Source organism: Gordonia sp. UBA7599 (assembly GCA_002477755.1).
Taxonomy (GTDB): Bacteria; Actinomycetota; Actinomycetes; order Mycobacteriales; family Mycobacteriaceae; genus Gordonia.
Genome location: DLKD01000145.1, coordinates 1 through 11,311, shown reverse-complemented (window position 1 = coordinate 11,311; position 11,311 = coordinate 1). Strand labels below are relative to the sequence as shown.

The window sequence follows — 11,311 nt, the reverse complement described above, 5'->3', positions numbered from 1 at the left end:
GAGATGCACACCAGCGCGTCGGCGGTGTGCGCGTTGACCATGTATTCGACGGAGTCGGCGATGATCTCGCGGCTGGGCAGCGAGTACAGCATGCCGCCGTGGCCCATGGCGATCCCGTCGTCGACGGCGATCGTGTGGAACTCGCGCGGCACGCCACCAGCGGCCGTCACCGCTTCGGCGACGATGTCGCCGACATTCTTGAGGTGCACGTGGCCGGGGACGAACTGGGTGTAGGAGTTGGCGATCGCGACGATCGGCTTGCCGAAATCGTCGTCGGTCATCCCGGTGGCGCGCCACAGGGCGCGGGCGCCGGCGGCCTCCCGGCCGACGGTGGTGGTGCGGGACCGCAAGGCTGGCATGGTGTCCTCGAACTATCGGTGGTGGGTATCAGGGGGATCGGGGCGGGCTGGCGCCGAACCCGGTACTGATCTGAGTTTACGCCCCTGCGCACGGCGTTATTCCCGCGTGTTCGGCGGCCGGACTCAGATGCCCAGCACGGTCTTGGCGATCATGAAATAGATGATGAGCCCGGTCGCGTCGCAGAACGTCGAGATGAACGGCGTGGAGAACACCGCCGGGTCCACCCGGATGGTCTTGGCGAGCAGCGGCATCATGCCGCCGACGGTGGCGGCCATGGTGCACACCGACACGATGGTCAGTCCGATCACGGTGCCGATATCGAGTCCGTACACCAGCGACGCGACGGCGAAGCCGACTGCGCCGAGCGCAGTGCCCATGGTGAGGCCGACGCGAATCTCCTTCCCGGCCACCCGGCCGACGTCGCGCGGGGCGACCTCGCCGGTAGCCAGCGAGCGCGTCACCGTCGTCGCGGCCTGCGAACCGGTGTTGCCGCCGATGCCGGTGAGCAGCGGGATGAACAGGGCCAGCGCGACTTTCTGCTCGAGGGTGCCCTCGAAGATCTCGAGCACGTTGACGGTGAGGATCGCCGAGACGGCGAGCACGAACAACCACACGACACGCGAGCGGGTGATCGTGAAGATCGACGCGTACAGATAGGACTCCCGCAACGGCTCGCGCGCGCCGGCACGGGCCTCGTCCTCGTCGCGCGCGGCATCGACGATCTCGATCGCATCGTCAAGTGTCAGAACGCCGACGAGCCGGTCCTCCCCGTCGACGACCGGCATCGCCGAGATCCCGCGGTCCACGCAACGCCCGGCGGTGGTCTCGGCGTCGTCGTCGGCGTGCGCGTAGATGGGGGTCTTTGCCAACTCGTCGACAGTCGCCGACGGTTCGGCCAGTAGCAGGTCGCGCAGACTCACCACGCCGACCAGGCGTCGAGACCGGTCGAGGACCGGGACGATGTAGATGGAGGACACCTGGTGCCCGCGGGCCCGCACGCGGTCGAGGACCGCCGCGGCGTCGTCGTCGGTGAAGGCGTGGATGAACTCCGGGCTCATACGGCGGCCGAGGGATCCACGCGGGAAGCCGAGCACCACCGCGGTGAGTTCGCGCTCCTGCGGCGAGAGGGTGCGGACCAGACCCTTGGCGACGGACGCGGGCAACTCGTCGAGCAGCTCGGCGCGGTCTTCGGGGTCGAGCGCCTCGAACGCCACCGCCACCTCCGCCGAGCCGAGGAGACCGATCAGGTCGGCCTGCGTGTCGGCGTCGAGGTCGTCGAAGACCTCCAAGGCCAGGCCTTTGCTCAGCAATCGAAACCCGATGGTGCTCAGTTTCGGCGGCAGCTGCTTGAGCAGAGCTGCCGCCTCCGGGGGCGCGAGGTCGTTGAGGAACGCCGAGGCCGGGGCGAGACGGCCGTCGCGGAGATCCTGGTCGAGCGTGCGGTCGGTCGTCTCGGCGGTCATATCGGGCTACTGCTCCTCGTCGCGGAGGGACTCCTCGTACGCGGCGAAGGGATCGGGGACGCGGCCACCGCTGCGCACGGAGATGACCGGCAGGTCCTGGAAGCCGACCGCCGGGAGCGGCACCTTGTCGCCGAGGTTCGTCACCGCGCGGGCGGCCGACCACTTGGGGAACTGCAGGTGGCGCAGATCGGCCCACGCGACGCGGTCGGTGCGGAACGTGCGTACCGCGGTGATCCCGTCGTCGTCGACGACGGTTCGCAGGCGGCGGATCCAGAACACCAGCACGATCGGCGCGAGCAGGAGCCACCAGAGATATGCGATGTTGACCCCGGCGAAGATGAGCGCGATGACGAAGACGCCGATGGCGCTCAGGTGGGCGACGCCGGACAGGCGGATCACCAGCGGCGCGGATGAGCCTTCCGGATCCGGGTGGGTGCGAGAGTCTTCGGTGTCATCTGGGGCGGCCACCCGACCATTGTGCACCGCCCGGTTTGACTAGCCGCACAGCACGGTCTTAGGGTTGTGTCGTGATGAACAACGGGATCCTCGTAGTACTCGGTCGGCGCGTCGCCTGACCGGTCACTTCGTAGACCCCCGTCACGATCGACGCGCCCCTCGCTCAGCCACGGCTGTCGAGGGTTTTTTGTTGCCCACACATACCCAGTAGTAACCGAGAAGGAAGCATCCTCGTGAGCGCTCCGACAGCAGACGCCATCGGCACCGACTCCGCACAGACGTTTGAGACGCTGCGCACCAAGTCGCCGGCCGGTGGGACCTTGCGCACCTCCCACACCTCGACGGTGGCCCCCGAGCGGGTCAGTGGAGCCCAGTCGGTGGTCCGCTCGCTCGAGGAGCTCGGCGTCGACGTGGTCTTCGGCATCCCCGGCGGTGCGATTTTGCCCGCCTACGACCCGCTGCTGGACTCGCAGAAGGTCCGCCACGTCCTGGTCCGCCACGAGCAGGGCGCCGGGCACGCCGCGACCGGGTACGCGCAGATCGCCGGTCGCGCGGGCGTCATGATGGCGACGTCGGGTCCGGGTGCGACGAACCTGGTGACGCCGCTGGCCGACGCCCAGATGGACTCGGTCCCGGTCGTCGCGATCACCGGCCAGGTCGGCCGTGGACTCATCGGTACCGACGCCTTCCAGGAGGCCGACATCTCCGGCATCACCATGCCGATCACCAAGCACAACTTCCTGGTCAGCAACGCCGCCGACATCCCCCGGATCATGGCCGAGGCGTTCTACCTCGCCGAGAGCGGACGGCCCGGCGCGGTCCTCGTCGACATCCCCAAGGACATCCTGCAGGCACAGACCACGTTCTCGTGGCCGCCGCAGATGGACCTGCCCGGCTACCGCCCGACCACCAAGCCGCACGGTAAGCAGGTCCGTGAGGCTGCGCGGATGATCCTGGCGTCGAAGGCCCCCGTCCTCTACGTCGGCGGCGGTGTCATCAAGGCGAACGCGTCGGCGCAGCTCATGGAGCTGGCCGAGCTGACCGGCATCCCTGTCGTCACCACGCTGATGGCGCGGGGCGCCTTCCCGGACAGCCACCGTCAACACGTCGGCATGCCCGGCATGCACGGCGCCGTGTCGGCGGTCGCCGGCCTGCAGCGCAGCGACCTGTTGATCGCCCTGGGCACCCGTTTCGACGACCGCGTCACCGGCCAGCTCGACTCGTTCGCCCCCGGGGCCAAGGTCATCCACGCCGATATCGACCCGGCGGAGATCGGCAAGAACCGTCCCGCCGACGTGCCCATCGTCGGCGACTGCCAGGCCGTCATCGCCGACCTGATCGAGGCGCTGCGCGCCGAGCTCGCGACCGGTGGCGCACTGCCCGACATGACGGCGTGGTGGTCCTACCTCAACGGTCTGCGCGAAACCTTCCCGCTGAGCTACGACCGTCAGTCTGACGGCTCGCTCTCACCGGAGTTCGTCATCGAGGAGCTGGGCAAGGCTGCCGGGCCCGACGCCTGCTACGTCGCCGGCGTCGGCCAGCACCAGATGTGGGCGGCGCAGTTCGTCAAGTACGAGAAGCCGCGCACGTGGTTGAACTCGGGCGGCCTCGGCACGATGGGCTACTCGATCCCGGCGGCGATGGGCGCCAAGATGGCCGACCCCGACCTCGAGGTGTGGGCGGTCGACGGCGACGGCTGCTTCCAGATGACCAACCAGGAACTCGCCACCTGCGCGATCGAGGGCATCCCGATCAAGGTGGCGCTGATCAACAACGGCAACCTCGGCATGGTGCGCCAGTGGCAGACCCTTTTCTACGAGGAGCGCTACTCCAACACCGACCTCGCTACGCACTCGCGCCGCATCCCCGACTTCGTGAAGCTCGCCGAGGCGCTCGGCTGCGTCGCGTGGCGTGTGGAGAAAGAGGAGGACGTCGCTCCGACGATCGCCAAGGCCCGCGAGATCAACGACCGCCCGGTCCTGATCGACTTCATCGTCGGCGCTGACGCGCAGGTGTGGCCGATGGTGGCTGCCGGCACCGGCAACGACGAGATCATGGCGGCGCGCGGCATCCGGCCGCTGTTCGACGACGAAGAGGCGGCCGCTGAACCGGCCGCTATCCACGAGGCGATGGTCCAAGGTGCCGACGCCGACGCGAAGGAGGCGGGCAAGTGACGACGCATACGCTCTCGGTCCTGGTCGAGGACCGGCCCGGCGTGCTCGCCCGCGTGGCGGCGCTGTTCTCGCGGCGCGGGTTCAACATCGCCTCGCTGGCGGTCGGGCCGACCGAGATGAAGGGCCGCTCGCGCATGACGATCATGGTCGAGGTCGACGACTTCCCGCTCGAGCAGGTCACCAAGCAGCTCAACAAGCTGATCAACGTCATCAAGATCGTCGAGCAGGACCCGGCACATTCGGTCAGCCGCGAGCTTGTGATGATTAAGGTGCGCGCCGACGCCTCCCAGCGCGGCGAAGTGCTCGAGGTCGTCAACCTGTTCCGTGCCCGCATCATCGACGTGGCACCGGAGTCGTTGACCGTCGAGGCGACCGGCACCGACGAGAAGCTGGACGCGCTGCTGCGGATGCTCGACCCCTACGGGATCCGTGAGATCGCCCAGTCCGGTGCGGTCACGCTTGGCCGTGGACCGCGGAGCATGTCGAGCAATCGGTAGCCCCCTGCCATCAGCAGCGCTGCGGCGCTGCGAGACAATCGAAGTCAACCAACCGGCCGGCACCGCCGCGCCACATATATGAAGGGAACCACTGTGGCAGTCGAGAAGTTCTACGACGACGACGCAGATCTGTCGATCATCCAGGGCCGCAAGGTCGCCGTCATCGGCTACGGCAGCCAGGGCCACGCCCACTCGCTGTCGCTGCGCGATTCCGGCGTCGACGTCGTGATCGGCCTGCGCGAGGACTCGAAGTCGCGTGAGAAGGCGGAAGAGCAGGGCCTCAAGGTCCTCACCCCGGCCAAGGCCGCCGAGTGGGCCGACGTCATCATGCTGCTGGCGCCGGACACCAGCCAGGCCAAGATCTTCACCGAGGACATCGAACCGAACCTCAACGAGGGCGACGCGCTGTTCTTCGGCCATGGCCTCAACATCCACTTCGGGCTCATCAAGCCGCCTGCCAACGTCACCGTCGGCATGGTCGCACCGAAGGGCCCGGGCCACCTGGTCCGCCGCCAGTTCGTCGACGGCAAGGGTGTCCCGGCGCTCATTGCGGTCCACCAGGACCCGACCGGCCAGGGACAGGCGCTCGCGCTGAGCTACGCCAAGGCCATCGGCGGCACTCGTGCCGGCGTGTTGAAGACCGACTTCAAGGAAGAGACCGAGACCGACCTCTTCGGCGAGCAGGCCGTGCTGTGCGGCGGCACCGAGGAGCTGGTGAAGACCGGCTTCGAGGTTCTCGTCGAGGCCGGGTACGAGCCGGAGATGGCCTACTTCGAGTGCCTGCACGAGCTGAAGCTCATCGTCGACCTCATGTACGAGGGTGGCATCGCGCGCATGAACTACTCGGTGAGCGACACCGCGGAGTTCGGCGGGTACCTCTCGGGCCCGCGCGTCATCGACGCCGACACCAAGAAGCGAATGAAGGAGATCCTGTCCGACATCCAGGACGGCACCTTCGTCAAGCAGCTCGTCGCCAACGTCGAGGGCGGCAACAAGCAGCTCGAGGCGCTGCGCAAGGAGAACGCCGAGCACCCGATCGAGGTCACCGGCCAGAAGCTGCGGGACCTGATGAGCTGGGTCGACCGGCCCATCACCGAGACCGCCTGAGTCTCGCACCAGCCCACCCCCGAATCGACCGGCGCAGCGATGCCCGGTCGATTCGGGGGTCTGTGGTCTCATGGGACCGCACACGAACCCCGCTGAAATCCCGTCCACCCGAGATCTTCGAGTAAGGAGTACCACCGTGACCGAGGTCAACCACGCAATGGTCATCAAAGCCCCGCGCGAAACCGTCTTCGCCTACATCGACAACTACGAGAACGTCCCCGACTACATGTTCGGGGTCAGCCGGTTCGCGCCGACCACCGACGTGGACCATGGCCTGGGATCGGTGTTCGAGACCGTCATCAAGGTCGGCCCCAAGGAGCTCAAGTCGACGGTGAAGTGCGTCGAGTGGGTCGAGAACGAGAAGATCCGACTGGAGTCGGTGTCCGGGATGGGTGCCAACACGTCCTGGCTGTTCGCCGACGGCGACGAGGCCGGCACCACGGTGCTGACCGCGGAGTTCGACTTCAAACTGCCCGGCGGTATCACCGGTAAGGTCCTCGGTGGCATCATCGGTCCGTTCACCGATCAGGCGGTCCGCTACACCGAGTCCAAGACGCGCGCCGCGTGCGAGGGTTAAGAACAGTACGAACAGAACCAAACGAATACGGGAACAAAGGAGTCGTTTCATGAGCCAGGTCGTCAAAGGTGTCATCGCACGTTCGAAGGGCGCCCCGGTGGAGACGGTGAACATCACCATCCCCGATCCCGGTCCCGGTGAGGCCGTCGTGAAGATCGAGACCTGCGGTGTGTGCCACACCGATCTGCACTACCGCGAGGGCGGCATCAACGACGAGTTCCCGTTCCTGCTCGGGCATGAGGCGGCGGGCATCGTCGAGGCGGTCGGTGACGACGTGACCGAGGTGGCGCCGGGCGACTTCGTCATCCTCAACTGGCGCGCGGTGTGCGGGCAGTGTCGGGCGTGTAAGCGCGGCGACCTGCACTACTGCTTCGACTCGAAGAACGCGACGCAGAAGATGACCATCGCCGACGGGGAGGGGGCGGGCACCGAGTTGAGCCCCGCCCTGGGGATCGGTGCCTTCGCTGAGAAGACCCTCGTCGCGGCGGGGCAGTGCACGAAGGTCGACCCACAGGCCCGCGCGGCGGCTGTCGGGCTGCTCGGGTGCGGCGTGATGGCCGGCCTCGGCGCGGCCATCAACACCGGTGGTGCGACGCGCGGCAAGTCGTTGGCCGTCATCGGCTGCGGTGGCGTGGGTGTGGCGGCGATCGCCGGCGGTGCACTGGCCGGTGCGATGCCGATCATCGCCGTCGACATCGACGCCAAGAAGCTGGCCAAGGCCAAGGAACTCGGCGCCACGCACACCGTCGACTCGTCGACCACCGACCCGATCGAGGCGATCGCCGAGATCTGCGACAAGTACTACCCGGGCGCGGAGGGCGCCGACGTCGTCGTCGAGGCGGTGGGCCGACCGGAGACGTGGAAGCAGGCCTTCTACGCTCGCGACCTGGCCGGCACCGTGGTGCTGGTGGGCGTGCCGAACCCGGAGATGACGGTGCCGGAGATCCCGCTGATCGACGTCTTCGGACGCGGCGGCGCGCTCAAGTCGAGCTGGTACGGAGACTGCCTGCCCAACCGGGATTTCCCGATGCTCGTCGACCTGTATCAGAACGGCCGGTTGGACCTGGATGCGTTCGTCACCGAGGAGATCGGTATCGACGACGTCGAGGCCGCTTTCGAGAAGATGCACCACGGCGACGTGCTGCGCTCGGTGGTGGTGATCTAGTGGCCGCCGACGGGGGAGCGGGCGTGCGCGTGGACCATGCGGTCACCTCGGGCACGTTCAGTCTCGACGGCGAAACATTCGACGTCGACAACAACGTGTGGGTGATCGGCGACGACGAGGAGTGCATCGTCCTGGATGCCCCGCATTCGGTCGAGGACATCCTCGACGTCGTCGACGGCCGCAAGGTCAAAGCCATCGTCTGCACCCACGCCCACGACGACCACGTGCGCTACGCACCGGAATTGGCGCAGGCGACCGGGGCGCCGATCTGGTTGCACCCCGACGACGCGCCGCTGTGGGAGCTGACCCACCCCGGCATCGCCTGGGACGCCGACCTGGAGGACGGGCAGGAGATCGAGGTCGGTGGCACCGTGCTCACGGTGATCCACACCCCGGGCCACGCGCCGGGCGGCGTGTGCCTCTACGCGCCGGAGGTGGGCGCCGTGTTCACCGGCGACACCCTCTTCCACGGCGGTCCGGGCGCGACCGGACGGTCGTTCTCCAGCCGCGAGGTGCTCGAGGGGTCGATCCGGGACCGCCTCTACGGGCTGCCCGACGAGACCATCGTGCACACCGGCCACGGAGACGACACCACCATCGGAGCGGAGAAGGCTGCGCTGGGTTAGCGTCACCGACGCTGCGGTGGTTCACCACATGACAACGGCCCGCCGTCGTGAGACGGCGGGCCGTTGTCGTCAGCCTTGAGTTGCGGCTCAGATGAGGCGGAAACCGCCGTAGTTGGTCCGCGCGATGCGCTGCAGGATCGGGCCGATGTTGGTACCGGTCTCCGGTCCGAAGCACGAGGTGAAGTAGTAGGCGTTCACCATGCCCACCAGGCGGGTGCCCAGCGTGACCGGTGCGCCCGAGTCGCCCTCGATGACGCACATCTGCGAGTAGTGGGTCGTCGCATCGGACGCCCAGACCACACCGCAGGTCTTACCGCTGGTACGGCCCGTCTTGCACAGGACCGTCGGGAAGTTCAGCGGGGCGGTGTCGACGCTGCGGATCGTCGTGCCGTGGACGGTGCGGACCGGTGCCACATTGCTGTTGAACTCGATGATCGCCATGTCCAGATCGCTGGTCGAGTAGGTGATCTCGCCGAGCTGGCCGCGGTTCTGCATGGCCTCGGAGTAGACGCGCTGTCCGGGGGTGCCGCAGTGTCCGGCGGTGATGCCGATCAGACGGTTGCCGTGCTTCGACCGGCCGATGGCGGTGAGCGTGCACGCCGCCGCCGACGAGCCGCCCTTGAGGATCAGGATGCTCGAGCCGCCGCCCAGGGGGACCGGCGGTGTGGCCAGCGCTGCGCCCGAACCGACGCCGCCCAGCATGAATGCCGCCAGGACCGCGAAGATCGCAGTCAGCTTCCGAGTCATGGAGTCTCCACTTCGTAGTTGTAGGAGCGAGTATCGCTCTCAGCGCTCCCCCGCGCGGTGCGCAACACGCCCACACTACCGACGATTACTTCGGCGTAACCAGATCCTGCGATCCCGAGACTGTCTTGTGATCGGCGGCGGTAGTGGACCCGGCCACATTCGGTGCACGGGTATTAGTGTCCTCACATCCTATCGGTCCGCCACCGGCCGCCTGCAACCGGGAGTTAGACGGCCACTAAACTCGACGCAGTACCGGGTGCTTTGCGCTCGGATCCCCGAAATCATCGCGATGCCGTCAGGAGACACACGTGAGCGCAGCTGGCCGCCCAGTTGTCCTAATTGCCGACAAGTTGGCCCCTTCGACCGTCGAGGCACTCGGCGACGACGTCGAGGTGCGGTGGGTCGACGGTCCGGACCGCCCGAAGCTGCTTGAGGCCGTCGTCGACGCCGACGCGGTACTGGTGCGCTCGGCGACCACCGTCGACGCCGAGGTGCTCGCCGCAGCACCCAAGCTGAAGATCGTCGGCCGGGCCGGCGTCGGCCTGGACAACGTCGACATCGAGGCCGCCACCGCGCGCGGCGTGATGGTAGTCAACGCGCCGACGTCGAACATCCACTCCGCTGCCGAACATGCCATCGCGCTGCTCATGTCGGTGGCCCGTCAGGTGCCCGCCGCGGACGCGACGCTCAAGGACCACACCTGGAAGCGTTCCTCGTTCAACGGTGTCGAGCTGTTCGACAAGACCGTCGGCGTCGTCGGCCTCGGCCGTATCGGCCAGCTGGCCGCCGCCCGCTTGGCCTCGTTCGAGACCAAGATCATCGCGTACGACCCCTACGTGTCGGCGGCGCGCGCCGCGCAGCTGGGTATCGAGCTGGTAACCCTCGACGAGCTCCTCGAGCGCGCCGACTTCATTACCGTGCACCTGCCGAAGACCCCGGAGACCGCGGGTCTGATCGCCAAGGACCAGCTGGCCAAGACCAAGCCGGGCGTCATCATCGTCAATGCCGCCCGCGGCGGCCTCATCGACGAGCAGGCGCTCGCCGACGCCATCACCTCCGGTCACGTCCGTGGCGCCGGTCTGGACGTGTTCAACACCGAGCCGTGCACCGATTCGCCGTTATTCGAGCTCGACCAGGTCGTCGTGACCCCGCACCTGGGTGCCTCCACCTCCGAGGCGCAGGACCGCGCCGGCACCGACGTCGCCAAGAGTGTGCGCCTGGCGCTGGCCGGCCACTTCGTCCCCGACGCGGTCAATATCACCGGCGGTGCCGTCGACGAGGAGGTCGCGCCCTGGCTGGAGCTGGCCCGCAAGCTCGGCGTCATGGTCGGTGCGATCAGCGCCGCCGTGCCGGCCTCGGTCACCGTCGACGTCCGCGGCGAGCTGGCCGCGCGCAACGTCGACGTCTTGGGCCTCTCGGCGCTGCGCGGCATCTTCTCGGCCACCACCGACGAGCCGGTGACCTTCGTCAACGCGCCCAACGTCGCGGCCACCCGCGGGGTGTCCAGCGAGGTCACGCGTGCGTCGGAGAGCCCGAACCACCGCAGCGTCGTCGACGTGAAGGCTGTTTTCGCCGACGGTTCCTCGCACAACGTCTCCGGCACCTTGTCGGGACCGCGCGAGGTGGAGAAGATCGTCAACATCAACGGCCGCAGCTTCGACCTGCGCGCCGAAGGCCAGAACCTGCTGGTGAGCTACGCCGACAAGCCGGGTTCGCTGGGCAAGATCGCCACCGCTCTGGGTGAGAACGGCATCGACATCCAGGCCGCGGCGCTGTCGCAGGACGCCGAAGGCGAGGGGGCGACGGTGCTGCTGCGCGTCGATCGCGTGCTGCCCGACGACCTGGTCGCCGTCATTGGCGCCTCGGTGGACGCCGGCCTGGTCAAGCAGGTGGACCTGTCATGAAACTGGCCGTCATTCCCGGCGACGGGATCGGCCCCGAGGTGATGGCCGAGGTCCGCAAGGTCATCGCCTGGTTCGGCGCCCATGGCCTGCCCTTCGAGGTCGAGGAGGATCTGGTCGGCGGCTGCGCCTATGACGCGCATGGGGCCGCGATCAGCGACGCGACCATGGAGAGGGCACTGGCCGCCGATGCCGTGCTGCTCGCCGCGGTCGGGGGGCCGAAATGGGACAAGGTGCC

At 67.9% G+C, this 11,311-nt stretch carries 12 protein-coding genes; 8 read left to right on the top strand and 4 right to left on the bottom strand.

Going from position 1 to position 11,311, the window contains the following annotated elements; translation table 11 throughout:
• From B4L26_RS17240 to B4L26_RS17230, 3 genes are all read right to left on the bottom strand, one after another.
• Window positions 1–359 (bottom strand): dihydroxy-acid dehydratase (locus B4L26_RS17240; RefSeq protein WP_290720830.1); only part of this gene is annotated, 359 nt, incomplete at its 3' end.
• Window positions 360–482: 123 nt separating this feature from the next.
• Window positions 483–1,823, bottom strand: a complete 1,341-nt coding sequence (mgtE, locus tag B4L26_RS17235) for a magnesium transporter (RefSeq protein ID WP_290720828.1) — start codon at window positions 1,821–1,823, stop codon at window positions 483–485.
• Between the two features lie 6 nt (window positions 1,824–1,829).
• Window positions 1,830–2,291 carry a PH domain-containing protein gene (locus B4L26_RS17230; protein WP_290720827.1) on the bottom strand — a complete coding sequence of 154 codons (462 nt, stop codon included), beginning with the start codon at window positions 2,289–2,291 and terminating at the stop codon, window positions 1,830–1,832.
• Between the two features lie 221 nt (window positions 2,292–2,512).
• Here B4L26_RS17230 and B4L26_RS17225 point away from each other — a divergent pair, with 221 nt between their 5' ends.
• The 6 genes from B4L26_RS17225 (at window position 2,513) to B4L26_RS17200 (ending at window position 8,425) form a co-directional block, all read left to right on the top strand.
• Window positions 2,513–4,453, top strand: a complete 1,941-nt coding sequence (locus B4L26_RS17225; RefSeq protein ID WP_290720824.1) for an acetolactate synthase large subunit — start codon at window positions 2,513–2,515, stop codon at window positions 4,451–4,453.
• Window positions 4,450–4,950, top strand: coding sequence for an acetolactate synthase small subunit (gene ilvN / locus B4L26_RS17220; RefSeq protein WP_290720821.1), 501 nt, complete (start codon window positions 4,450–4,452; stop codon window positions 4,948–4,950). The genes B4L26_RS17225 and ilvN overlap by 4 nt, the downstream gene beginning before the upstream one ends.
• Before the next feature lie 93 nt (window positions 4,951–5,043).
• Window positions 5,044–6,057 carry a ketol-acid reductoisomerase gene (ilvC, locus tag B4L26_RS17215; protein ID WP_290720820.1) on the top strand — a complete coding sequence of 338 codons (1,014 nt, stop codon included), beginning with the start codon at window positions 5,044–5,046 and terminating at the stop codon, window positions 6,055–6,057.
• A gap of 136 nt (window positions 6,058–6,193) precedes the next feature.
• Window positions 6,194–6,634, top strand: coding sequence for an SRPBCC family protein (locus B4L26_RS17210; RefSeq protein WP_290720819.1), 441 nt, complete (start codon window positions 6,194–6,196; stop codon window positions 6,632–6,634).
• Window positions 6,635–6,683: 49 nt separating this feature from the next.
• Window positions 6,684–7,799, top strand: coding sequence for an S-(hydroxymethyl)mycothiol dehydrogenase (locus B4L26_RS17205; protein WP_290720816.1), 1,116 nt, complete (start codon window positions 6,684–6,686; stop codon window positions 7,797–7,799).
• A 23-nt stretch (window positions 7,800–7,822) separates the two neighbouring features.
• Window positions 7,823–8,425 carry an MBL fold metallo-hydrolase gene (locus tag B4L26_RS17200; RefSeq protein WP_290720814.1) on the top strand — a complete coding sequence of 201 codons (603 nt, stop codon included), beginning with the start codon at window positions 7,823–7,825 and terminating at the stop codon, window positions 8,423–8,425.
• Between the two features lie 87 nt (window positions 8,426–8,512).
• Here B4L26_RS17200 and B4L26_RS17195 read toward each other — a convergent pair whose 3' ends face one another.
• Window positions 8,513–9,172, bottom strand: coding sequence for a serine protease (locus B4L26_RS17195; RefSeq protein WP_290720812.1), 660 nt, complete (start codon window positions 9,170–9,172; stop codon window positions 8,513–8,515).
• A gap of 308 nt (window positions 9,173–9,480) precedes the next feature.
• Here B4L26_RS17195 and serA point away from each other — a divergent pair, with 308 nt between their 5' ends.
• Both serA and B4L26_RS17185 read left to right on the top strand, forming a co-directional pair.
• On the top strand, window positions 9,481–11,076 hold the full coding sequence (gene serA, locus B4L26_RS17190) for a phosphoglycerate dehydrogenase (protein WP_290720809.1): 1,596 nt from the start codon (window positions 9,481–9,483) through the stop codon (window positions 11,074–11,076).
• Window positions 11,073–11,311, top strand: a 239-nt coding sequence (locus B4L26_RS17185; RefSeq protein WP_290720806.1) for an isocitrate/isopropylmalate family dehydrogenase, incomplete at its 3' end; no start/stop codon positions are given. The genes serA and B4L26_RS17185, both read left to right, overlap by 4 nt.

Coding starts and splice junctions, on each gene's coding strand:
- B4L26_RS17195 (WP_290720812.1), bottom strand. CDS start 9,172: ATGACTCGGAAGCTGACTGCGATCTTCGCGGTCCTGGCGGCATTCATG.
- mgtE (WP_290720828.1), bottom strand. CDS start 1,823: ATGACCGCCGAGACGACCGACCGCACGCTCGACCAGGATCTCCGCGAC.
- B4L26_RS17205 (WP_290720816.1), top strand. CDS start 6,684: ATGAGCCAGGTCGTCAAAGGTGTCATCGCACGTTCGAAGGGCGCCCCG.